The sequence below is a fragment of the Pontibacter russatus genome, assembly GCF_009931655.1.
Taxonomy (GTDB): domain Bacteria; phylum Bacteroidota; class Bacteroidia; order Cytophagales; family Hymenobacteraceae; genus Pontibacter; species Pontibacter russatus.
In genome coordinates this window covers 2340171-2361742 of the sequence record NZ_CP047984.1, presented here as the reverse complement: position 1 = coordinate 2361742, position 21572 = coordinate 2340171, and the positions used below count along the sequence as shown (strand labels likewise).

The window sequence follows — 21572 nt, the reverse complement described above, 5'->3', positions numbered from 1 at the left end:
ACTGGAAATTTTGACGAGTTTGTAGGAGGTAATAAGGGTGTAAATCTCGGTGGTCCTGCTTGAACAGTGCCCCAGCAGATGCGTGGCAAATGAGTGTCGGAGGGTATGGGGTGTTGCATTTGCCTTTACAGGAGTACTGCTGGCCCTGCACCATATTTCGGTGGTACCCTTCTTAGCTTTTGTAGGAAGGTCTTGTAAAAGGCAGAAAGTGTATCAGAATAATCCCCTCTGAAACTTACAGGCCAAAAAGCCTGTTTTGGCTGCTTCTTCGCCTGGTGCTTCTCTATAAAAGTGTATCACGGAAACCAAATGATTAAATAAGCACAAAAGTAAGAATGACCAAAGAAACATCAGTAGCTGTTTTTGTAAGAGTGTCGAAAGGTGGCCAGGACATAGCAAGGCAGGTAGCGGATCTGCAAGCGTACAGTGAGCAGCAAGGCTACATAGTAGTTGAGACCATATCTGAAAAAGTAAGCGGCGCTAAGAAAAACGAGCATCGGAAAGCTATACAACGGCTGTTGGAGCTTGCTGAATCAGGAGCCATACACAAGGTTCTGGTAACGGAAATCTCCAGGTTAGGCCGCAATACCCTAGAGGGCCTGAAAGTGCTGGAACGGCTAAAGAGCCTGGGAGTATCAGTCTACCTGTTGAACCGCAACATCGAAAGTCTTTCTTCAGAAGGTAAGCAGGATCCTATAGCTAAACTGTTCTTCACAATTATGCTGGAGTTTGCCGAGTGGGAGCGTGAGACAATGATAGAACGCATACATTCCGGACTGGATGAAGCCCGGAGAAAGGGCAAAACCTTGGGAAGGAAGAAAGGAACAGTTAAGACAAATGAGCAGTTTCTGCAAGATCACACATCTGTTGTCAAACAACTGAAGGCTGGTAAAAGTATTCGGGATGTAGCTGCTATTTGTGGTGTAGGCACCGCAACAGTGCAAAAAGTAAAAAAAGCGATGGCTACATAATTTTTCACCGCTCATGATAGGCACTATTGTTTTATTTCATATAAGGGTGTACAGCATAGTTACTTACTCAAGAGACTATTGCAAGCTTTAAAAAAAACATATTGTTTTATATATATAACCATTAAACCTATTTTGTTATATTTACCCCTCATATAACAATCCTGTTCTCGGCAAACATTAATGGCAATTACGCGGATACCTACTTATAATAAATCAAGGCTCGCTGATCTCTATGGTATCAATGTAAAAGCCTTGAATTCTTGGTTTCAGGATGAGGATTTTCTTCAGGAATTCGGGAAGTACAGGGGGAAAGTATTCAATCCTAGGCAGGTCAGGGTAATCGTAAAGCATTTTGGGCCCTTTCAAGGATATCAGCTACCAGTAGACTTGAGGTAGAAAATTCTTATGGCTATTACAGATAATGTGATGAGAATCAACGGTTAAGCTATAGTGCGTTTATACGCTATAGCTTAACCGTTGTGCTTTCGAGCTTTTTCTTTATTCTCCAGTACTTCCATTAGCCGTTGGTTTAGGTAAAGTTTTTCTTTTCCGACCTTAGTTGCTTTTAAGAAGCCTTCGTTCTCAAGCGCTATCAGGTAATTCCCTACTGTTTTTGGTGTTCCCATGTTCGCGTCTATCAGAAACTGGCGCTTTGTATACGGCAGCCTGAACAATATCTCTATGAGCTCCTTCGAATACACTTTTGGGAGTTTCTCTCTTATTTCTTCCGAGGTGGCCTCCATCACGGCCATGATCTCCTCCAGTTTTTTAAGTCCGCTGGTGGCTGTTTTTTCGATCATGTCCAGCATGTACAGTATCCAGCCCTCCCAGTGCCCGGATTCTGTGACGGCCCTTAGCTTCTGGTAATAAGACGCCTTGTTCTGGATGATGTATTCACTTAAGTACAGCGCAGGCACATCCAACAGCTTCTCCATTTTCAGGTAGAGCAGAAGCAGGATTCTTCCGGTACGTCCGTTGCCGTCTATAAATGGGTGGATAGCCTCGAACTGGTAGTGCATCACGGCCATTTTGATGAGCGGGTCCAAGCCACTCTCCTCGTTAATGAAGCGCTCCAGGTTTGCCAGCTTCTCGCGTATTACTGTTTCTCCTGCCGGTGGGGTATAGATCACCTCGCCCTTCGCGTTGGTTAAGGTTGTACCTGGGGTAGCTCTGATGCCCGACGTGTTTTGCTTTATGCATTGCATGATTTCCACGCAAAGGTTTGTGGTAATGAAAGGCCGCTCCTTGAGCTTTTCCAGGCCGAGCCACAAAGCCTCTTTATAGCTTATAACCTCTTTTGCCGCCGTGGATTCATGCCTTTTATCAGCAACGACTGACTTATAGAGGTCATCGTTCGTGGTGATAATGTTCTCTATTTCAGAACTTGCCTTAGCTTCCTGCAAATGGATTGTGTCCAGGAAAAGGCTTGGGTTGGGCAGGTTGATGATAGCTCCGTTCAGCTGCGCCAAAGCCCTGCTTGCTTTGATTGTCTTTCGCATGACATCCTTTGTCTCCAGATCTATTTTCGGAGGAAGTAAGGGTAAATCATTGTAGGGTATTTCTCTGTGAAATGGCACCATAGATAACGAGGGTAGCAGTTACACCTATATTAACAACAAAGGTAAAAATAATGATTTATTACACTTGTTATCTATTCAAAGGTAAATATTACTTCTGTAGTTTTATTCCAGATATTGCATGAAGCAGAATGGCCTCGTGCATGAGACGTGCAAAGCCGATGGTCGTAGCATTGCTTATGCACCTTGTGTGCGCCCAGTATGGCGCGGGTATATTTTGAAAGAAGTATACTCAGATTATCCAGAGGGCGCAAGTCCCTTATCGGCAAGTTGGTGAAGCCGATTAGCAAGCCGCAAGCAGGTTCGTCGTGGGTGAGCAAGCACATCTTTGCAAAGCCCCTGGCCAACAAACGGCTCTGTGTAGTTGCAGCAGGATTAGGTGGAAGGATATGCGTCTTACCTGGGGAGGTCTTGGAATAGATTCGGTTTCAATGTGACAAGAAATCAGCAGCGGTTATAGTAGTTACCTGGAAACGAGCCGTAAGCGCTGCGGAGGTCTCACAGGGTGATGAAGGACCAAACGTTAAGTGGCCCGAAATCCGATAAGGAGGTTCAAACGCAGGAGTTTGCTAGCCTTATCCCAAACTAGGGCAAGGGCACAGCTGGTGTAAAGAGCGGCTGCGCTATCCTTAACGAACCGCCGAATAAGCGACCCGTACGTTCGGTGGTGTGAGGGGTGCACTGTCAGCCATCCACTCGATTAGCCTAAGTTATTTTGGACCATCCCATTTCTTTCCTGACACTCCATTAATAGGGATAAGAAATTTCCCTTCTTCTATATGAATTGTATCATTCCCAGCATGACTACTTGTTTTATGCGTAACCGCTGTAAATTCGAACACTCCACCAATATTATCTTTTGTCAGGCTTGTTATGTTAATAAATCCATTTATGCTAGGACCACTAAAATAATCATCATTTCCATTTTTTTTCCAACCGTGTACATTGCCATAAAAACCATCATTAGCGGCCATTACTATTCCTGAATTATCAAAATAAAATTTACCCGTTGATACAGGCTGATTGACGCTTAAAGAAATTTGATATCGACTACCATTTGGTAGTGGTTTTTCTACTTGTGACCAAATCCATAAAAAATGGGCTCCCGCATCATAATCATAATCTAACTGTGCAACACCATAACCTTCGTCTGCTTTCCAATCCATATCATTAAGTTTGCATGTCATAAAATATTTAGGTTCTTCATTCAATTCTGCTTTTTCACAGGATAATAAATAAGGAGAAATAAGAAAAATAATAATATACTTCAACCAATGAAAATTATTTTGCTTTTCCATACTTAGTATTAATTACTTAATTTTCATTTTACAAATGTTTTTTCTACTATATCTAATTTTAATTTAAACGTTCTCAGGCAATTTAGTACCCGTTGCCTAACGTGCTGGTACAGGCTTTGTGTAGGCGTCAGCCGAACATATAGCCTGTGCCGTGTTAGCAGATGGTTATTCTTTTTTTCCTTAATCTTTTAGAAAAGCTTCTTATCAAACCTTCCTTCGGTGACACGGATGGTATCGCAGCCTGGCTTGGCAAGGGTAAACTCAAATTTGCCAGCGATGACACCATTCTGCATGTCCAGCTTCGCGATTTCCAGCGTACCCTGAACATTGTCTTCCCTCTGATATTCACAGTTCTCCGAACTAAAGGTTACTGTGCCGATGTCTGGATTTCCAAGGTCGTAAACTCCCACATGGTCAACTTGTGTCATATAGATGTAGAAGTACTCATAAAATACATGGTCATCACTTATCTTGCTGTAGGCCCTTATATCAAAGGAACCACCTGAGTAGTTCGGATCATATACAACACCCAAGTTTGTTTGGAACGTGCTTGGTCTTCCCTTCGGCACCCACACCTCCCCGTTCACCATAGCCCCGAAAGTGTTCTTCCCTTCCATAGTTGCCGCTGGCAGGGATGGCTCTACTTTGTCTTTCTTGCAGGATGTGAATAACAGAAGGGTGAAGATGAGAAGCAGGGTTAGGTTTAAGGTTTTCATAGGGTATTAGTTTATGTTGTCAATCACGGCCAACGTACTGGGCTTTGCGGCGGCGAAGCTGCCGTAAAGCCCAGTACGTTGAGTGTAGAAGTTATTTCACCTCAGACAATGTAACTACTCTATATTCAATACTCATTCGCTTTGCGTTCTCTTCTACAGTTTGCTCAAAGCCAGCTTCTTTTCTCCGCTTATTTACATTCTTTGGGTCTTTTATGGGCCATATCACAGGATAGTTATCTCCACTACTTAAGCATCCGCCACAAGCTTGAGTCCCATAAATCTGTTCTTTTTTCTGGTTCATCAAATAGCGGTCTTCCATCATAGCAACCAATGTATAAGGAAGCTCCTTTTCTATACCTGCCTTCTTGATGATATCTATGTATTGCGGAATCTTTTCAGAGTGCTGTATTACATTCCAAGCAACTTCGTTTGTTTTCGCTCCGACAAGGGTTTTACCAGGATATCCATATTTGCTGAACACTTCTTCAATAAAGACAAGATTAGAAGAATCGGTCTTCATCATGTTGCTCTGAATATAGTCCCATAGTTCAGAGGTTGGAACACCAAAAGTTTTGGCAATTGAATCTTTCTGGCTTTGTTCAGGATATTCAAACAGGAGGTTTCTGTACTTCTGGTCAAGAACACCAATACTATCCAACTGGCTCTTCAACTTTAAATTTATTTTATGGCCTTGCCCGAATGAGTGGAAGGCTGCGAGAACAAGAATCGCAAAGACTACTTTTTTCAAACTCTATTTGTTTTTGCGTAAAACGTCACTCGTGCAGCCGAAGCCCGTAGTGTAGTAATGGTTAATATAACCCACTGAAGATAGGGCTAAAAGGAGACAGTATGAAATCTTTAGTATACTATGTGCTTGGCTTTGTTTAAGATACTTTTATACTTTATCAAAAAAATCGTCTATCATGTGCTGGTCTTCAGGGAAATTATAAACCTTGCTGATTTTCCCATCTTTAAACTTCCAGAGTAAGCACGACATAGCCTTAATATTTTCACCTCCTTCTAAATTACTCCAATTAAGGTGACAATCAATGACATAATCATCGTTTACTCCCATTACAATGGGTTGTGCTTTAAATGAATATGAATTAATTTGTTTAAAGTAACCTAATACTTCTTCGACTCCGATTTTAGTTCCACTTAAGCGGTGACGACCTGGAATTACCCACTCAATATCTGGCATTAAAATTTTTCTAATTTCTTCCAAGTCATTGTTTGCATAAGCTTTAAAGAAGGAATGAATTAAAAGAAGGTTCGGGTGTTGATCGGTCATAACTTTTGATTTTAAGATAGATTATATAGTGTTTGATAGGTATTGATAAGATGGTTATTTTTTTACGGCAACGATTATTCCTGTAGCCCAAACCTGCTTTGTCAAAAGTAGGTCTTCTCTGGACTCTAAATCCGCTACAAGCCTAATTGCTTTTTCATGATGTCCCTCTGGCCAATTGGGCTGCGGCAACATATCGTCAATAATATATAGACCACCTTTATTCAACATGGACAATATTTCATCTAAAAGGAGATATTTCCCATGCCATGTGTCGGCAAAAACATAGTCGAACTTTTGATGCTTGTTATTCTCAACCCATTCGCCACCATCTGTCTCAATCGGATGCAGTCGTTCATCATTACCAAGAAATCTTCGAGCAATCTCCAAGAATTTAGGTTCACTGTCTATTGAAATCAATGTGGAATTATTATCCATCCCATCAAGAATCCATGCTGTTGAAAGCCCTGTTCCTGTTCCAAGTTCAAGAAATTTACCCGAGGGCTTGGAACCTGCAAGTGTCCGAAGTAAAGAGCAAGTCAGAACATCTGAAGCCATTGTAAAACCAGACATTTTTGTCGCTTTGTCTATGTTTATATAAGCCTTTGGAAATTGCTGATTTATTTCTTCTGTCATTGTTATTATTCTTTACAAGATCTTCCATAAAATATAATACTTCATAAATATAGTAAATAATCTGGAGCTTGTCTCTTCTTTCATTTCAAAGTATCCTTGTCATCCTACAAAAGTTAATAGAGAAAGATAATTGCTCTGCAAAACATCACTTGTAATCAACCACTGATGACATTATTACCTGATTGCAAAAGCATTTATATGCTAATAATGACATCAACAAGTGTAGGTTTACTAGCCATCAAAGGCTTTTCAACCTTTATCTCTTCAGAAGCAACCTCTAAATTCCCCTTATCTCCTCTCATATAAGTTTGCTGACTGATAATGCTTTAAGCTTCCAAAAAGCACTCAAAAAAGCCTCAAATCACCATTTCTCACTTCAACCAGCCTTAATCTTCGATAGCTTCCCGAGCTGGAAAGGCATCTTTCACCACCTGCTACTTTTGAATCATCTACTAAGAACAAAACGGCAAGTAAGACGATGATTCGGACATACTACTAATGATTAATGATGCAATGCCCTCGGGACTCCCTGGTATGGGCCTGCTGCAGAACGCAGCAATCTTCTCCATCGGAACCACTTTCTCCCTGAGCCAAATACCGAAACCCGCGATGGCTATAATCACGATACCTGGTTCGCTGGAGGTAGCATATTACGGAGCCCTGGGTGGTGTTGCATCAATCATTGCCAAGTACGCAGTAGAGTTTTGTCTCAAAACTCTCTTCCGGAGGTGGAAAGAGGGGAAACTTCCCAATTAATGAACCCTTTATATTTTTTAGGAGGCGCCGCACTTCTGGTGATGGCCATGAACCAGCTCAACGGCTACAAAAACGCCGTGGAAGGTCTGAAGGTGTTTGTCACACACCCTTCTAAACTAAAGGTTAGCGGGGGGATGATCACCATGGACGTGGTGGTGAACATTGACAACAATTCACCCAAGTCGCTTCCGGTGGAATCGCTGCAGGTGTCTGCCTACAGCCTGTCCGGCAACGCCTGGGGAGAATTTGCGAGTTCTGCGCCGACGCTTGCAAACCTGGTGATAAAGCCTTTTTCGTCTAATCAGATAGTGGTTCCGATGCGAACCAGCATAGTAAACGTGGGAAAGGAGCTGTTTAGCCTGCTTACCAACGGCGGAAATGGCAGCTTTAAGTTCAAAGTGACGCCTACATTCCTCGGATTTCGGGTGCCACCGGTGGAATCGCCTGTTTTCCCTTTCAACGGTGGCCGGTTTTTAGGAGAAAATTAGCGCGGGACATGGGAAACGCACTTAGAACCACTCCAAGACCACACCAAACCACTTCAACCACTCCGAGTGGTTTAGGCAAAACAACACCCAACCACTCCAAGTGGTTGGGCAAAACCACACCAAACCACTCTGCCAGCAACAGCGAATTAGCGGAGCTGCTGGTGATGGGCGGCGCTGCAGGGCTGCTGCTGCTGCTTTTCTCGCGGCAAGCAGATCCGCTGACGCCATCGGCCAAGGAAAACAGGGTGATTGAGTTCACTTCTGCCTATGCGCTGCACAACACTGGCTACACCAGGTACAGCAACATGGCCGGTTTGGGAGACACAGAGCCCAAAAAGCTTAAAATATCGACCGTGCCAATCCCGATGGTGGAGCAGGCGCACTACCAGAGCCACATGCTGCCGACCATTCAGAGGCAGCTTGACGAGATAGACAGCAAGTACGGCAAGACCATGTTCGCGGTGCAGGGAGTGACCAGGGTGCCCTACGACCTGCTAAAGACCATCATGTACATCGAGAGCGGTGGCAACCCGCAGGCAGTGTCCGGAGCGGGTGCCGTAGGCCTGATGCAGCTCCTGCCTGACACGGCGACCATGGTTATCGCGCTGGAGAACATCAAAAAGCGACTGAGCGACTACGAAAAGGACTGGCTGCGCGAAACCCTGGGCCGCAGGCTTGACGAGGGAATCCTGAAAATGCGCGACCTGGGCAGTCCGGTCGCCAACAAGCTGGGCATCACCAAGAACCGCTTTGTGTCTAAGAGCGACCTGTTCCATGCGGAGTTCAACATTCTGTGCGGCGCTCTCTTCCTGGGCATCCTCCTGGACGAGAGCCTGGAGCCGAGCGGCCTGTACCGTGTGGACAAGGTGGTGGTGCGCTACAACATGGGCTACTTCTCCATGAAGAAGGGCCGCGAAATGGTGGGGACCGCAGCACAGCTCGTGGACCGGCTTCCGAGCGAACCGGCCGCCTACATAAGAAAGCTTGTCGGGAAAAACGGTCTGCTGACCCTCGTGTAATGCAGGCCTCCCATAAACGCGCCATCGGCTCCGGAAGGGAGTATGAGCGCTATTTCGACCTAAGCAGGCTAAAGCGCTCGGACAAGGTGCTGCTCAACAGGAGCAGTGTTTTCGACACGGTTGCGGCCATGGCCAAGATTGTTAAAAAGACGCTTCCGGACACCAGGCAGATAGCCAAGAGGCTGGAGGCCGAGACGCTGCAGCAGACGTGCAAGAACATATTCGATTTTGTGTACTCGCATGTGCAGTACACCCTCGACAAAGAGGGCGTGGAGCAGCTTCGCAGGCCGCTGCGCACCTGGGCAGACAGGGCAGAGGGCGTGGACTGCGACTGCTACAGCATCTTCATCTCATCCATCCTGAGCAACCTGCGCATAGAGCACTACCTCCGGATGACAAGTTACCAGGGCGACTGGCAGCACATCTACGTGGTGGTGCCGACAACGTCAGGCAGGACCCCGTCCACCAGAATGAGCTATTACGCGATTGATTGCGTGGTAGACCGATTCGACTACGAAGTACCATTCACCAAAAATCACGACACGCTCATGAGCGCACTACAATACCTGGACGGCTTGCCGACCGCACGAAAGATAGACATACCAGGCTTTGGGGCCGAGGCGGTGGGCTTCGGCACAGGGGGCTCTATTTCAGGCCTGGGCGCGGCAGGTACCGCCGAAGGCCTCTACGCCGACATGCTGGACCGCATGAAGCTGCATCTGACCAACACGCTCGTCCTGCTGAAAAGCAGCCCGAACATGCTTCCGGCTGCAGCGGGGCGCAGGTTCCGCAGCCAGGTAGAGCAACTGCTGGCCGTTTGGGACAATGCGCCGGAGCGCACCAGGCTGCTGGACCTTTTCGCAGGCTACAGCGACGATATCGCCATTTCCAGATTGGGCGCTCTCTCCGGCTGGCCCAAGTCTATGTTCGACAACATAGGCAAAGGCATCAAGCAGGCCGCTGGATGGGTGGGCGACAAGGTGAGCGACGGCGCGAAAGCCGTGGCCACCGGCGTAAAAAACGCCGCTGAGTGGACCGGAGACAAGGCCAAGAAAGCAGTTGAGGCCGTGAAAGACGCCGGACAGTATGCCCTCGACAAGATGATACAGCTCAACCCTGTGTCTGTGCTGATGCGCAACGGCCTGCTGCTGGCCTTCAAGCTCAACCTGTTCCGGATGGCCGAAAGGCTCGGATATGGCTATTGGACAGAGGCTGAGGCCGTTTCCAAGGGCCTGGACGTGTCAGAGTACCGCAAGCTGAAAGGCAAGCTGGCCGACGTGCAGAAGATGTGGAAGGGCCTGCGCGGCGACGAGGATTCGCTCAAAAAGAACATACTGCAGGGATGGGAGCACGGCGTGAAGAAGCGCGGTGGCGTGAGCGGCCTGGGTGAGCCGGTGAGCGCCGCGACCGGCACGGCGGCGGCCTCCGGCCTGATAGCCACCATCCTCACCTGGCTCAAGGGCATCGACTTCTCCAAGCTCTTCCAGTTTGTCAAAAGCGCGCTGGACCGACCGGCCGACACCAACTACGACGCATCCAACACCATACCCAAAGACTTCATCCTGCCGAACTCGGAAGAGGAATACCTGGCAGACCAGGGGCGGTACGAGCCCACCGGCACACCTCCCGGCCCGACGCCGAAGAAGGATAACACCATGCTCATCGTCGGCGGGCTGATGGCGGCGGGCCTTGTGCTGATGTCCTCGCAGAAGTAAAAAACCAGGCTTCACAACATAGCATACACACACTGTAAAACCCTCATTCAGCATGAAAAAATGAATAATCCAATGGTTGTCTTTGGGAGAGTAGCGCCAATAGATGACAGTTTCACCAGAGACATGGTTGGCAGCGGCACCCCCAAAATCACGTCTGTCAAGCACGTCGGAGTATCAACCGGAACGGGCTTCGCCACCAGACTTGTGGAGGCGCTAAAGCCCGCTCCGGCCCCTACTCCACAGGATGCGGAGGAAGAGCTGAGAAAGCTGATGGAGCAGTACGCGCCGGTGGCGCTTCCTTTTGTCACACCTCAAATAACAAACCCAATGGCTGTAAACACAGCATGTAACCCTTGCCAGGCCACGCCGAGCACCATGCCCTCCGTCTCCACGCCGCAGGCCATGACAGCCGCCCAACCGGCGCCAGCGGTGGCTCCAGCGCCAGCGCCTAAAAAGGCCGGGTTCCCGTGGTGGATGCTGCTTGTGGCCGGAGGCGTCGCCTACTCACTGCGAGGCAAAGAGAAACCAGCCGCAGGCGGTCTTTCAGGAGTGGGCTCCAAGCGCAAGCGCAAGCAGTCGGTGAGCATGTCAATCTAATTTCTAACCCTTAATTTTTTTCAACCCTTTATTCATTTCAAAATGAAATTCAATCAAAACAAAGCAAAGAGTGGTGCTATTGACGCCTTTGGCGTGGTGGGTGGCACCATTGCGGGCACTCAGGCGGTGAAGCTTCTCCGCGAAAAAGCACCCGAGCAAGTAGCCAAGTACAGCCCGGCCATCGTGGCGCTGGTTGCGCTCGGGCTGCCAGCGCTCGTGGACGTGAAGCCAGGAATCATGGCCAACATGCTGACCGGCATGGCCGTGGCCGGAGCGATCACGGGCATCAACGAGGTGTCAAGAGACGAGAGCGGAGAACTGGCCACTACTGGCTGGAAAGCGGTGCTTGCCAAAAACGTCCCGCAGCTTTCAGGCGTGGATTCCCTGCAGGTGTACCGGCCTTACGTGGAGCCCGCAACATCGCTGATGCTTGCCGGTGGCGCTTACCAGGATTCAACCGCCTACAGCGGCGATCCCTCGCAGAACACCATGCAAATGCTGATGGCCGGATAGCCTCCGGCATTTAGCTGGCATTCAAAAAACCAACTTTCAAACCCCCGTGGCTGGTAGAGCCGACTAACCATTAATCAAATCCCAACTTTTAGCCAATCTCTTAATCAGATGAGAAACACCCTTTACTTAGTAGGCCAAGTGGCTGTTCTTGCAGCTCTTAAAATTGACATCAACGACAACGCCGCCATCGAGCGCAGCGGATTGCAGTTGAACAACGGACACCAGTACCTCCGTTTGAACATCACCAACAAAGGTGGCATTGTAGAACTGCTGGATACCAATACCCGCCAGATTGACGGTGAGTCCACGTTCAACGGCATGACGCTGGAGGAAGGCGTGAACCTGGCCTTGGAGAAAATCCGCTTCGGCTATGCCACGTCTGCCACCGTGGGCGGCGAAACTGATCCGACGCTGGTGAAGTATTCCAACGTGTACAGCGACGTTCCGGCGGTGCTGGCAAACGCTGATTTGGTTATCACGCAGCAAGGAAAAGACATTCTGTCTGTGCCTGTGCGCAACCTGCTGGTAGGTGCAGAGAGCGAGAGAACCGCCGGTAACGTTGATTCTTACGAATCGGGTGTTATCCGCGTGCTCCGCTCCAAGACGCCTATCAAAATCTCCCTGAGATTCCCGAAAGGCGCAAGCATCGGCAATGCTGCCAACCACTTCATTGAGCTGCACCTGCATGGTGCCGCCACTGCCCGCAAGGCATAGTAGCAGCCAGCAGATCCTCTGGTAAAAACCACTCCTGCCACGAAGCGCAGGAGTGGTTTCCTCAAAATTTCATTCACCCTCTTCTTTTAAAACAATGGCCAATAGATCACAAACGCACACCGTCCTCATCCCGGCCGGTACGCCTGCAGGCATACGCGAGGAAGCCATCACGCTGGACCAGGACTTTGAGAGCTGCAAGGGCGTCGCCGTGTACGAAAACAGCACAGGCGGCATCCCCTCCTACAAGGTAGGCCTGAAGGATTCCGCGAGAACCTACCAGGAGCAGACACACAAAAACGACTGGATCATCGGCACAGAGGTGGCCCCCAAGGACCGCTACAAGCCACTGCCGCTGCCGACCAACGGCGCGAAGCTCACCATCCGCACAGAGCTGCCGGTGGCCGCCGTGTCGGACCTGAGCTACGATATTGTCTTTCTGCTGGAAGGCAAGAGACAGTAGCGCATGGGAGCCACTATAGCAACAGAATCGCACACAGCCGCAGATTTCCAAACCGACATAGATGGCTGCCTGAGCTTCACGGTCGAGAACAACGGCAACAGGATGCTGCTCCTGTCCTTTGACAAGGGCGGGCACTGGGTGCCGGTAAAGCCCGACTACGGACGCGACTTCGAGCCAGGCTCCGGCGAGGTGTACGAGGGCGTGATGTACGGCAAGTGGGGCGGCTTCCTCCTGGAGGAGGGAGAGCCCGAGCCAGCGCAGGCCATTTTGGACTGTCTGGTATTGAAAAACATGTGGAAGTGCAATAAATAACAACAATCAATGGCAGCAGGTGGACACAGGCCCCTTTCAAGGGGCGGCAGCGACAAAATCAACATCAATGTAACGGGTAGGAATTTTGACACCCCGACGCAGTTTAACATGGCGCACAAGTACCGTACCGCCAAGGATTTCATCAAGGCCTACCTTATCAAGGAGCTGCCTCCACTTGCCACTATTGCAGGACATTTCAGGCTGAACGGCAGCGCTGTTTTCACGCCGTTCACCACCATTGAGCGCGGCACCATAATCAACGAGGTACGCCTTACGGCAACGCTGAAAAGCCAGGTGAACAGCCCCGGCCTAAAGCAGCTTGTCATTACCGGCTCCTACCAGTTCGCGCCACAGACAATCGATTTTGAGCTAGGCACGAGAGATTCCGGCATCATCGAGCGGTATGACACAAGGATCGGCTCATCGTCCAGCATCAAGACCTACACGGCCAAAGGGTACGACGTGAAGGACGTCCTTTCTGCCAGCTCTCCATCGGTAGCCTGGGGCGTGGGCGTGAAAGCCTACTACGGCAAGGGCACCGCCACCGGCGCGGCCATCACCGAGGCCTGGGTGCGCGAAAACCTGCTGAAGCACACGGTATGGAACGCGCACATGGGCGCTGTCACCGTGACGCCAGGCGCAGAGGACTATATCTACTACCTGGCTCCGGTTTCCTGGGGGCTCCGCGTGTTTGAGTTCCTGGGCTCTGACCAGACCAACCCCGAAAGCGCCCTTCGCATCAAGGTCCGCACCGACAATGAGATGCTGAACGGCGTGGAGCAGTCCTTCGCGACAGAGTATTTCGTGGTGCGCTCCCTGGGCAAAGGCCTGGGCGGCGGGGCACCTTACACATTCAACATAGGCACAATCGGCTAATCTGACCATGACATATATATCCAAACTTGTTCCAGGCACCAAATTCCCCGCCCCGATAGGCCTGACAGATGACCAGGTGGCAAAAGGCGTGGCATTCGCTGACGCCAACCTCCTGCAAGGCGGGCACCACGTCTACGACACCATCGCGGAGCGAAACGCCATCCCGCTGCAGCGCAGAAGAAACGGCATGGTGGTGTCTGTATGGGAAGGGGCAACCGGTAAAAGGCCCATAAACTACGTCCTGAAGTCCGGGATTCTGCCGGGCACACCGGCTGGCTTCAGCAACACCCGCTTCGCGACGCCGGTGAGGATGGTGGAAGAGGTGGACGAGACTTCCTACGAGCCGACCCACCCCAACTACACCGGCACGGACGGTCTGACGCAGACCATCACGACGCCGACCGGCAATATGTACGCCTACCTGGTGGACGTGCTGCCCGACCACCCTTCGGCGGCAGACCCTTATCTGATGGTGCGCCTGTACGGCACCGGGAACGCCAACTGGTACTGGTTCTATGCCGACGAGCCGATTGAGGCCAAGGATGAAACCACCTGGATGGTGTATGAAGAGTTCTATGACGCCAACGGCGCTTACACAGGCTACACCGGCACCTTCAGCAACGAGTGGGCGACAGGGTTTTTCTACCGTGGCGTGTCTCACCTGACGGCAGCGCCGGGCGAGGTGGCGACGGGGGAGCAGCCCAACATGATGGGCGCAATAGCTGACCAGTCCGACGTGTGGGTGAAGCTGGAGGTGGAGGCGCCGGTGATTCCAGCGGCCTCCTATGAGGCGCTGCTGACGCTGCGCGACCGCCAGCAGCTGCTGCCGAACGTCTACTATTCGTGGCCCTACAGGTGCGTTTACCAGCGCCAGAACGGAGGGGAGATCATCACGTCGGCAACGGATGAGGTGCTGCTGACGCAGGCCGTGGACGCAGGCACGCTTTCCATCCGCAGCCAATCGCTCAACTACCCGCAGGATTCCATCCTGATGGATTACCAGTTTTACCTGGGTGGCGTTCGGGTTCCCTGGATGGCCGAGCGCCGTGACGAGGTGCTGCGGCTGGAGGCGCGGTACGACTGGAGGGGCATCATGATGGTGCGCGAGAAAGTGACCGGCTTTGCCTATGAAACCGCCAGTGTCGTTGCGGGCGGCTATGAGGTGGTTTTCACGATAGGGGCCATCGGAAGCTCGCTGCCGACGAACTACCGCGAGTATTTTGTGCATTTCCCCGACCTGAACAACCCCGCGAACCCGACCATCACTATGAGAAGGGGGCTGGGCGGCAACACCTCTGAGCTGAAGCTTTGGGACGGCAGCAGCATCTCCGCAGGGCAGATGGCGACGCTACTTGCCCCAAGCGGGGGGAAGGCCTACGTGATGTTCTCGGTCGAGCTGAACTGCTACACGCTGATGCAGACAGACCCGGAGGAGCGCTTCGTGAAAGACCGCTACCTGGGCATCCCTGCCATTGCGGCACAGCAGTACGACGGTGTGAAACTGGCCAAGGCGACCGCAGACACCAGGCTGTACTACACCTTCAACAACGAAGGCTACACCAATAGGGACTGCAAGATAGAGGCCTTCGCTTCGCCCGGCCAGCAGCCTGATATTGTGCTGTATGGGAACGTGAGCGGCGTCTACATCGCCTCCGGAAGCCGCCTGATAACCATTCACTCCACTTCGGGGGCCGAGAACATTCACCTGGGCGACGGCTGCACAGACATTCACATCACAGCCCGCACGAAGGGGATCAAGCTGGCGGCCAAGAGCACGAAAATCCTGGTGGCAGGCGATGACAGAAGCTATATAGAGGTGATGCCCCGCAGTTTCGCCGCCTTCGCCTGCGTCAACAACGCCTACTTCCTGTCCTTTCTGGATACTGACTCCACCCGCGAAATGCTGATCCGGCATGACCAACTGGAGAATGTGACTATGCGGAACCGCTCCATGGGTGGCCGCATATCGTTCGGCATCGCCAAAAACGTGACGATGAACATTGCGGCAGGGTGGGACAAGATAGTGTTTGACCACTTAGAGCTGAAGGCCTTCGAGTTCTCATCCAATTGGAACGCCGTTAACTACTTCGGCTCTAGAAGCTTCGCCGTCTCCGCCTCTTACCGGAACAGGCTCGAAAACACGGTAGTCATTGAGGGGGATAACTTCTATTTCCCCGGTGCCGTGGCCAGCGCAGAGAAAACGCCTGTCGTGATGGGGGCCGATGGCAGGATGTACAAATGGAACGCCACGATTGAGGAATCGGCCACGGCTGGCAGCATCGCCAAGCGCGACGCGGCAGGAGGCCTGACAGCGACAGAATTCACCATGACTTCGGACGCCAGGCTGAAAACCGATCTGGAGCATATCGCGCCGGAGGAGGCGCTGGAGCTGGTGCGCCAGCTTTCCGGCTACTACTACCGCCGAAACGACATCGAGAACGCTCCCATAGAGATCGGCTTTATGGCGCAGGAGGTGGAGAACATTGCGCCGGCACTCACAAAGCATATCCCGCACCACGTCCTGACGGATGCCATGGGCGTGAACTACGCCAGGGCCGTGGCCCTGCTGGCACCGGCGATACAAGCCCTGCTGCAGCGCATCGAACAGCTTGAAAAAGGGCAGTAACCATGTTCAAAATCATCTTTCTGACACTCATTCTTCTTCTGGTTATGGCACGAATCGCCTGCTCGCTTCCCCTGAAGCTGTCTACTATCAAAACGGCGATTAACAGCGCCTATACCAAGCTTTCCGAGTGTGTGGCCGGGGCGACGAACATTAACAAGAGCCTCGCTTTCCCGATGAGCCGGTTCAGGTGCTGGACCAACATGCAGGCCTCGCAGGGCGACGCCTCCTACCTGAACAAGACCGACACCGTGGGCACGATCACCTGGGCCTCGCAGCTCACCAACAACCCCGCTGGAACAGGCCCTGTGACGGTGAATTTCAGCCTTTGGCGCGGCGGCGTGAAGATTCAGGACATAACGGTGCAGCATCCGGAGGGCGTGTTTAAAAAGACATTCCCGCTGGACTACGCCAGGGAGGCGGCAAACTACGGGCTGACGCTCAGATCAGAGCCAGGCGAGGGCTATTTCCTGTGGACGGACCCGAGCGGCAATCCCTCGCAAATGTCGCAGACGGTGCTTGCCAAGGTGGCAGCGCCAGCCCCAGGCGCGGGGCCGGAGCTGACCATCCGAGCAAGCGAGGTGTCGGGCATCACCGGCGAGAGGACTTTAGCTTTCGAGGTAATTGCCAGCTCCGCACCAGCCGCCGCAGTGTCGGGCGACGTGTCGCATGTGGTGGAGGGCGCGGCCTATCCAGACGAGCCATTCACGCTGCAGGCGGGGCAGACCATAAGCGAGGTGTTCCGAATGGGCTATGTGAGGAAAACCGCAGCCTACACCGTCACGGTGGCCATCAAGCCATCGGCGGCATACACGACCGGCACACCGACCTCTGTGACCGTGACCATCCCGGCAGTGTAACCAACCTTTTCACCTATTGTCGATGAAGAACTTTGAGAAAACGCTTGACGAGGCCATCGCCCACATACAGTACGCTTTCAGGAAAGACGTGCTCTGCACCGTGAAAGTGAGCAGACAGGGCTTTGAGCGCACACCCATGGACCAGCAGGCGTTCGACGCGCAGGGGCTCAGGGAGTGCGTCGAGGAAGGGCAGCGCCAGGGCGGCACAGTGACGATCACCGTCCACGCCAGCAACGGGTTTGCCAAGGACATGGTGACCAGGAGGTACCTGCCGCACACATTCATAAAAATCACAAACGAAAAAATGCTAAAAGACATGTCAAACCCAAACCCCGCCTCCAGCGAGGCCGCAGAGCCGCCGAAGATGGACGCCACCATGGCCATGTTCATGATGGGCATCACTGAAAAGCAGCTTCTCTCCGAGCAGCAAAGAGTAGAGGATCTGCGAAAAACGGTGAAGCACCTGGAGGAAAAAATACAGGAGCTGAAGGACAAGAACAATGACCTGCAGCTAGACAACCGCTTTAAGGACAAGGAGCACCAGCTCGCCCTCGCCGGAGTTGAGCAAAACAGCAAAAGCGGCCTCGCGGGCGTGTTTGAGGCGGCAAAAACCCTGCCCCCCGATGTCCTGGGAATACTTGTGACCAAGCTGATGGGCGGCGGCGCACCGCAACTGCCCATGGGCAGCCTGCCGGTGGCCGCGAACCTGACGCCGGTGCAGCAGGAGGCCATCAGGGAGATAAACAATATCCTGGCGCAGCTCTCCGAGGAACAGCTCTCCAAAGTGTACGCCGTGGCGCACTACGCCAAGCAAGGAAACCTAAACTTAGACACCGTTTTAGCCCAAGTGAACAATGCCGCAGCATAAACTAACCATCAACATAGAGGCAAAGAATGCCATAGAGTCGCTGAAGGTGCTGGATGCGCTTCAGACAATCGCACAGAACATCACGCCGGAGAACCTGGCCCTGCTGGCTGACAAGTCGAAAAAGGCAGGCGTGAATGCCAAAATACAAATGTTCAAGTCTTACATCTAGCAGAATGGCAAAATCCACACTTCCCGCCGTCAGCCTGCAAATGCCGGAGAGCGTCATGGGCAAAGCCATGAACGTGGCCTTTGTCGGTGCCGCTGCAGGGGGCGCTTACCTGCTGGTGAAGAAGCTGGTGAAAGACGCGCAGCGCACCTCGGCGCTGAAGGACTACGGCAACCCCAACAGCACAGACGGGCTGGCCGCCAGGTTCGCCACGCAGTTCTACTCTGCCATCGTGCAGACCGCCGAATGGGTGAACGACACCGTGGGCGACGGAACCGACCAGGATTTGGTGTACAAGACCGCCGGAGAGATGTACCGCACCAGGGTAACGCTCTACGAGGTGTCTGCCAAGTACAAGGCGCTTTACCGGCGCGACCTGGTGGCCGACCTGCAGAAAGACCTTTCCGCAGCGGAGATGGAGAGCTTTAACCGCATGATCAGCTCCGGCCTCTCCGGCGTCTCCGCACCCGCCGTGCTTGTGACCGTGGCCCCTGGCTTCGTGCTCAACGAGCGCCTGCAGCGCCTGGCCTTTGTCGAGGCGGGCACCCTACTCGGGAGGCTGGCCGACAACTACGTGCTGCCCGACAACAGAATACTCCTGGGCTTTTTGTATCACAGCTCCGTGCGCTACATCGACAGCGCATCGGTAAAACAAGTTTCCAATGTACCCGCCTAACCGCAAGCCTCTGACCAAGAGCAACACCTACAAAAACAAGCCGAAGGCCTCCAACAGCTATAAAAAGGCTCCGGCACCGGCAAAAGAGAACAGCCTGATGGGCATGGCCGTGGTAGGCCTCATCATGGGGGCGGGAATGGCCTTCGTGTCCGGCGTGAAAGCCAGTGAGCAACAGCCGACGCCACAGCCACAGCCTAATCCGACGCCGCAGCCGCAGCCTAAGCCACAGCCGACGCAGATACCGGTGGTGAGCAAGCCAGGCGCAGGCGGGGCGGCTACCTACGCCTTTGTCGATTCCTGGAACGGCGAGGGCATATATGCCGCCACGTCGCCAATCTACTCTACCCTGACCGGCAACGGCAGGAACCACATCACGCAGTTGAAGGACAAATGCTTTGTGGGCCTGTGGACCGGAAAGAAGCAGAACGACATGCTGGAGATGTGGATGAGAACCAGCGCAGGCAACGAGTTCAACTACTGGATAGCCGCCGACGAGGTGCGCCTGCTCACCCGTGCCGGATATGACCAGTACATCGCCGGAGAGGGATTCGGGAAGCCAGCCTATGTAGTCAAAACCATTGTAGAATATTTCACCAGGTAAACCATGGCAAACTTCGACTTAGCGCACCGCATCGTCATGCGGAATGAGGGCGGCTACTCCTTCGTAGGCACCGACGCAGGCGGCGAGACTTACAAAGGCATCAGCCGCAGGTGGTGGCCAAACTGGCAGGGATGGGCCATCATCGACAAAATCAAGGAGACGCGGGAAATCCAGCGCAACGATGAAATCAACGACGTGTACCTGAAAATGTACGTGAAGAGCTTCTACAAGTCGCTGTGGAAGTCTTTCGGCGGCGACGCGGTTCAGGATCAGGCCATCGCCAACATCATGTTTGACATGTTCGTGCTGACCGGCGACGACGCCGTGAAGATTGCGCAACGCATCGGAAACGCCCTGGGCATTCAGCTCGACGTGGATGGCAGGCTCGGAAAGATGACGGCCGCTTTCCTCAACCAGGTAAACCCCGAACACTTCTACCACCTCTACTATGAGGCGCGGGAGCAGTTCCACCGGCGCATAGCGGGAGGCAACGCCCAAACCGGCGCTCCGAACCTTGTCGGATGGCTCAACAGGCTCTACACCTTCCAGGACTATCTAAAAAAAAAGACAGTAGCCTAGCGCTGCTCTTTTTGGCCGCTGGCTCCCTCTACCTCTACAAAAACCCGCAAACCCTTAAATCAATTTTTAAATGATACCCTTTCTCAAACTCCTAAGCGCCAACTTCCGCTCCGGCTGGAAATCAAGCCTCGTCGGGCTGGTGCTCTTCGCGGCGACGCTCCTGAGCGTGTTTAAAGTGGAGGCTGTCACCTGGCTGGATGCCGTGGTGCCGCTCATGCTGAGCCTGCTCCTGCTATTCGCCCCGAGGCAGCTCCGCAAGACGCTGGTGGGCTACCTGGGCAAAGGCAGCATGCCGATGTTGCTGCTTCTTATAATTTCCTGTAGCACATCCAAGCCAACCGAGGGGAGTTACCCGCAGCCGCCACAGGGGACTGTAACGGAGCAAACCGTAAAAGCGACCGCCAAGGCAGAGGTAAGACCAGACTCTGCCCAGGTCCGAGTGTCAGCCGACCGGCTCACGCCCGGGGCCTCCTTCAAACAAGAGAGCGCCAGGGCCATAAGCACCGTTAACGTTGATGAAACGGGCCTGATTACCAGTAAATGCAACTGTAAAGGTGAAATCGACGCAGACACCGTTGTTGTGACTGTCCGGACGGAAGCCCCGCCGACGCCTGCCCCGCTGCAGGCGTCGCCAGCGGAGCCCGAAAAACGCTTCTCCCTGGCCCGATGGCTCACACACAACATCATCGTGCCGGTGCTGGTGCTCTTTATCGCCCTCATCGTCCTGCTGCTCATCGCACGGTTCGTCAAGTCGCTTTTTGTCCAGCTGTTCACCCCCGCGAACACGACCGGCCACGAACAATAAGCAGCTTCTCATAGCCATTGGATCATCCGTGGCAGCCTACCGCATGCTCAAGGAAGCGGAGGTGGCATCTAAGCAAATCACTGTCAAAGGCATTCAGTGGCAAAACGCATAACCCAATTTTTCCAACCCTTATATCCTTACAAAAATGATTGACCCATTATCAGTAGGCATCGGTGCCGCAGCAGTTTTCGGTTTCAACGCTTTGACCGACAAAAAGAAGAGCAAAGCCAAAAGGCGCAAGACAGCGGCCAAAAGGCGCAAGCCAACGGCCAAAAAGCGCAAAACGGCCACGTCCAAAAAGCGCAAGCCAGCGACCGCGACCAGAAAACGCAAAGCGGCCCCCCGCAAAAAAAGAGCAACTGCGACTGCTAAAAGACGCAAGTAGCCACAACACCCTGTAGCAGCTCCGGCGTGAGCTGCTACGGTGTTTTGCCGCCCCACAACCACAATTCACCCTT

Annotated in this window: 26 protein-coding genes; 20 read left to right on the top strand and 6 right to left on the bottom strand. The window is 52.4% G+C overall.

From position 1 onward, the window contains the following. The first annotated feature begins 335 nt into the window (after nt 1-335). Nucleotides 336-971 carry a recombinase family protein gene (locus GSQ62_RS09470; RefSeq protein WP_161889271.1) on the top strand — a complete coding sequence of 212 codons (636 nt, stop codon included), beginning with the start codon at nt 336-338 and terminating at the stop codon, nt 969-971. Between the two features lie 470 nt (nt 972-1441). On the opposite strand, the gene GSQ62_RS09465 is transcribed toward GSQ62_RS09470, so the two are convergent. The 6 genes from GSQ62_RS09465 to GSQ62_RS09445 form a co-directional block, all read right to left on the bottom strand. Then, nucleotides 1442-2551 carry a Fic family protein gene (locus GSQ62_RS09465; protein ID WP_161889270.1) on the bottom strand — a complete coding sequence of 370 codons (1110 nt, stop codon included), beginning with the start codon at nt 2549-2551 and terminating at the stop codon, nt 1442-1444. A gap of 707 nt (nt 2552-3258) precedes the next feature. After that, nucleotides 3259-3846 (bottom strand): hypothetical protein, encoded by a 588-nt coding sequence (locus GSQ62_RS09460; protein WP_161889269.1) that lies wholly within the window; start codon nt 3844-3846, stop codon nt 3259-3261. 188 nt (nt 3847-4034) lie between these two features. After that, nucleotides 4035-4562: a DUF6252 family protein gene (locus GSQ62_RS20655; protein ID WP_202621866.1), complete on the bottom strand. Its 528-nt coding sequence runs from the start codon at nt 4560-4562 to the stop codon at nt 4035-4037. A 91-nt stretch (nt 4563-4653) separates the two neighbouring features. After that, entirely contained in the window at nt 4654-5310 is a 657-nt protein-coding gene (locus GSQ62_RS09455; protein WP_161889268.1) for a DUF6624 domain-containing protein, read from the bottom strand. A 147-nt stretch (nt 5311-5457) separates the two neighbouring features. Beyond that, the gene (locus tag GSQ62_RS09450; protein WP_161889267.1) at nt 5458-5853 is read right to left on the bottom strand and encodes a nuclear transport factor 2 family protein; all 396 of its coding nucleotides are present in this window, start codon (nt 5851-5853) and stop codon (nt 5458-5460) included. A 54-nt stretch (nt 5854-5907) separates the two neighbouring features. Beyond that, nucleotides 5908-6486 carry an O-methyltransferase gene (locus GSQ62_RS09445; RefSeq protein ID WP_161889266.1) on the bottom strand — a complete coding sequence of 193 codons (579 nt, stop codon included), beginning with the start codon at nt 6484-6486 and terminating at the stop codon, nt 5908-5910. Between the two features lie 498 nt (nt 6487-6984). Here GSQ62_RS09445 and GSQ62_RS09440 point away from each other — a divergent pair, with 498 nt between their 5' ends. The 19 genes from GSQ62_RS09440 (at nt 6985) to GSQ62_RS09350 (ending at nt 21499) form a co-directional block, all read left to right on the top strand. Then, complete coding sequence (locus tag GSQ62_RS09440) at nt 6985-7242, top strand: hypothetical protein (RefSeq protein ID WP_161889265.1); 258 nt, start codon at nt 6985-6987, stop codon at nt 7240-7242. After that, nucleotides 7242-7730, top strand: coding sequence for a hypothetical protein (locus GSQ62_RS09435; protein ID WP_161889264.1), 489 nt, complete (start codon nt 7242-7244; stop codon nt 7728-7730). Before GSQ62_RS09440 ends, GSQ62_RS09435 begins: the two co-directional genes overlap by 1 nt. Before the next feature lie 8 nt (nt 7731-7738). Next, nucleotides 7739-8749, top strand: a complete 1011-nt coding sequence (locus GSQ62_RS09430; protein WP_202621865.1) for a transglycosylase SLT domain-containing protein — start codon at nt 7739-7741, stop codon at nt 8747-8749. Beyond that, nucleotides 8749-10464, top strand: a complete 1716-nt coding sequence (locus tag GSQ62_RS09425) for a hypothetical protein (RefSeq protein ID WP_161889263.1) — start codon at nt 8749-8751, stop codon at nt 10462-10464. The genes GSQ62_RS09430 and GSQ62_RS09425 overlap by 1 nt, the downstream gene beginning before the upstream one ends. Before the next feature lie 60 nt (nt 10465-10524). Next, entirely contained in the window at nt 10525-11061 is a 537-nt protein-coding gene (locus tag GSQ62_RS09420; RefSeq protein WP_161889262.1) for a hypothetical protein, read from the top strand. Nucleotides 11062-11103: 42 nt separating this feature from the next. Next, on the top strand, nt 11104-11574 hold the full coding sequence (locus GSQ62_RS09415) for a hypothetical protein (protein ID WP_161889261.1): 471 nt from the start codon (nt 11104-11106) through the stop codon (nt 11572-11574). A 108-nt stretch (nt 11575-11682) separates the two neighbouring features. Continuing rightward, nucleotides 11683-12288, top strand: a complete 606-nt coding sequence (locus GSQ62_RS09410) for a hypothetical protein (protein WP_161889260.1) — start codon at nt 11683-11685, stop codon at nt 12286-12288. Nucleotides 12289-12382: 94 nt separating this feature from the next. Next, nucleotides 12383-12748 (top strand): hypothetical protein, encoded by a 366-nt coding sequence (locus tag GSQ62_RS09405; protein WP_161889259.1) that lies wholly within the window; start codon nt 12383-12385, stop codon nt 12746-12748. A gap of 3 nt (nt 12749-12751) precedes the next feature. After that, the gene (locus tag GSQ62_RS09400) at nt 12752-13060 is read left to right on the top strand and encodes a hypothetical protein (protein ID WP_161889258.1); all 309 of its coding nucleotides are present in this window, start codon (nt 12752-12754) and stop codon (nt 13058-13060) included. Between the two features lie 9 nt (nt 13061-13069). Further along, nucleotides 13070-13936, top strand: coding sequence for a hypothetical protein (locus tag GSQ62_RS09395; RefSeq protein WP_161889257.1), 867 nt, complete (start codon nt 13070-13072; stop codon nt 13934-13936). A 7-nt stretch (nt 13937-13943) separates the two neighbouring features. Beyond that, entirely contained in the window at nt 13944-16562 is a 2619-nt protein-coding gene (locus GSQ62_RS09390) for a tail fiber domain-containing protein (protein ID WP_161889256.1), read from the top strand. Nucleotides 16563-16606: 44 nt separating this feature from the next. Next, entirely contained in the window at nt 16607-17419 is an 813-nt protein-coding gene (locus GSQ62_RS09385; RefSeq protein ID WP_161889255.1) for a hypothetical protein, read from the top strand. A gap of 22 nt (nt 17420-17441) precedes the next feature. Then, nucleotides 17442-18287 carry a hypothetical protein gene (locus GSQ62_RS09380; protein WP_161889254.1) on the top strand — a complete coding sequence of 282 codons (846 nt, stop codon included), beginning with the start codon at nt 17442-17444 and terminating at the stop codon, nt 18285-18287. Next, the gene (locus GSQ62_RS09375; protein WP_161889253.1) at nt 18274-18456 is read left to right on the top strand and encodes a hypothetical protein; all 183 of its coding nucleotides are present in this window, start codon (nt 18274-18276) and stop codon (nt 18454-18456) included. The genes GSQ62_RS09380 and GSQ62_RS09375 overlap by 14 nt, the downstream gene beginning before the upstream one ends. 4 nt (nt 18457-18460) lie before the next feature. Then, the gene (locus GSQ62_RS09370; protein ID WP_161889252.1) at nt 18461-19129 is read left to right on the top strand and encodes a hypothetical protein; all 669 of its coding nucleotides are present in this window, start codon (nt 18461-18463) and stop codon (nt 19127-19129) included. Then, nucleotides 19116-19730 (top strand): hypothetical protein, encoded by a 615-nt coding sequence (locus tag GSQ62_RS09365; RefSeq protein WP_161889251.1) that lies wholly within the window; start codon nt 19116-19118, stop codon nt 19728-19730. Before GSQ62_RS09370 ends, GSQ62_RS09365 begins: the two co-directional genes overlap by 14 nt. Nucleotides 19731-19733: 3 nt before the next feature. Further along, entirely contained in the window at nt 19734-20309 is a 576-nt protein-coding gene (locus GSQ62_RS09360) for a glycosyl hydrolase 108 family protein (RefSeq protein WP_161889250.1), read from the top strand. A gap of 70 nt (nt 20310-20379) precedes the next feature. Next, nucleotides 20380-21114, top strand: coding sequence for a hypothetical protein (locus GSQ62_RS09355; protein ID WP_161889249.1), 735 nt, complete (start codon nt 20380-20382; stop codon nt 21112-21114). 145 nt (nt 21115-21259) lie between these two features. Next, on the top strand, nt 21260-21499 hold the full coding sequence (locus GSQ62_RS09350; protein ID WP_202621864.1) for a hypothetical protein: 240 nt from the start codon (nt 21260-21262) through the stop codon (nt 21497-21499). The last annotated feature ends 73 nt before the right edge of the window (nt 21500-21572 follow it).

Excerpts from the sequence above, each read along its gene's own strand:
- GSQ62_RS09370 (WP_161889252.1), top strand. The coding sequence starts at position 18,461 with ATGGCAAAATCCACACTTCCCGCCGTCAGCCTGCAAATGCCGGAGAGC.
- GSQ62_RS09410 (WP_161889260.1), top strand. The coding sequence starts at position 11,683 with ATGAGAAACACCCTTTACTTAGTAGGCCAAGTGGCTGTTCTTGCAGCT.
- GSQ62_RS09405 (WP_161889259.1), top strand. The coding sequence starts at position 12,383 with ATGGCCAATAGATCACAAACGCACACCGTCCTCATCCCGGCCGGTACG.
- GSQ62_RS09390 (WP_161889256.1), top strand. The coding sequence starts at position 13,944 with ATGACATATATATCCAAACTTGTTCCAGGCACCAAATTCCCCGCCCCG.
- GSQ62_RS09360 (WP_161889250.1), top strand. The coding sequence starts at position 19,734 with ATGGCAAACTTCGACTTAGCGCACCGCATCGTCATGCGGAATGAGGGC.
- GSQ62_RS09420 (WP_161889262.1), top strand. The coding sequence starts at position 10,525 with ATGAATAATCCAATGGTTGTCTTTGGGAGAGTAGCGCCAATAGATGAC.
- GSQ62_RS09435 (WP_161889264.1), top strand. The coding sequence starts at position 7,242 with ATGAACCCTTTATATTTTTTAGGAGGCGCCGCACTTCTGGTGATGGCC.
- GSQ62_RS09445 (WP_161889266.1), bottom strand. The coding sequence starts at position 6,486 with ATGACAGAAGAAATAAATCAGCAATTTCCAAAGGCTTATATAAACATA.
- GSQ62_RS09355 (WP_161889249.1), top strand. The coding sequence starts at position 20,380 with ATGATACCCTTTCTCAAACTCCTAAGCGCCAACTTCCGCTCCGGCTGG.
- GSQ62_RS09470 (WP_161889271.1), top strand. The coding sequence starts at position 336 with ATGACCAAAGAAACATCAGTAGCTGTTTTTGTAAGAGTGTCGAAAGGT.
- GSQ62_RS09465 (WP_161889270.1), bottom strand. The coding sequence starts at position 2,551 with ATGGTGCCATTTCACAGAGAAATACCCTACAATGATTTACCCTTACTT.
- GSQ62_RS09395 (WP_161889257.1), top strand. The coding sequence starts at position 13,070 with ATGGCAGCAGGTGGACACAGGCCCCTTTCAAGGGGCGGCAGCGACAAA.
- GSQ62_RS09365 (WP_161889251.1), top strand. The coding sequence starts at position 19,116 with ATGTACCCGCCTAACCGCAAGCCTCTGACCAAGAGCAACACCTACAAA.
- GSQ62_RS09440 (WP_161889265.1), top strand. The coding sequence starts at position 6,985 with ATGATTAATGATGCAATGCCCTCGGGACTCCCTGGTATGGGCCTGCTG.
- GSQ62_RS09400 (WP_161889258.1), top strand. The coding sequence starts at position 12,752 with ATGGGAGCCACTATAGCAACAGAATCGCACACAGCCGCAGATTTCCAA.
- GSQ62_RS09450 (WP_161889267.1), bottom strand. The coding sequence starts at position 5,853 with ATGACCGATCAACACCCGAACCTTCTTTTAATTCATTCCTTCTTTAAA.
- GSQ62_RS09430 (WP_202621865.1), top strand. The coding sequence starts at position 7,739 with ATGGGAAACGCACTTAGAACCACTCCAAGACCACACCAAACCACTTCA.
- GSQ62_RS09375 (WP_161889253.1), top strand. The coding sequence starts at position 18,274 with ATGCCGCAGCATAAACTAACCATCAACATAGAGGCAAAGAATGCCATA.
- GSQ62_RS09380 (WP_161889254.1), top strand. The coding sequence starts at position 17,442 with ATGAAGAACTTTGAGAAAACGCTTGACGAGGCCATCGCCCACATACAG.
- GSQ62_RS09350 (WP_202621864.1), top strand. The coding sequence starts at position 21,260 with ATGATTGACCCATTATCAGTAGGCATCGGTGCCGCAGCAGTTTTCGGT.
- GSQ62_RS20655 (WP_202621866.1), bottom strand. The coding sequence starts at position 4,562 with ATGAAAACCTTAAACCTAACCCTGCTTCTCATCTTCACCCTTCTGTTA.
- GSQ62_RS09425 (WP_161889263.1), top strand. The coding sequence starts at position 8,749 with ATGCAGGCCTCCCATAAACGCGCCATCGGCTCCGGAAGGGAGTATGAG.
- GSQ62_RS09415 (WP_161889261.1), top strand. The coding sequence starts at position 11,104 with ATGAAATTCAATCAAAACAAAGCAAAGAGTGGTGCTATTGACGCCTTT.
- GSQ62_RS09385 (WP_161889255.1), top strand. The coding sequence starts at position 16,607 with ATGGCACGAATCGCCTGCTCGCTTCCCCTGAAGCTGTCTACTATCAAA.
- GSQ62_RS09460 (WP_161889269.1), bottom strand. The coding sequence starts at position 3,846 with ATGGAAAAGCAAAATAATTTTCATTGGTTGAAGTATATTATTATTTTT.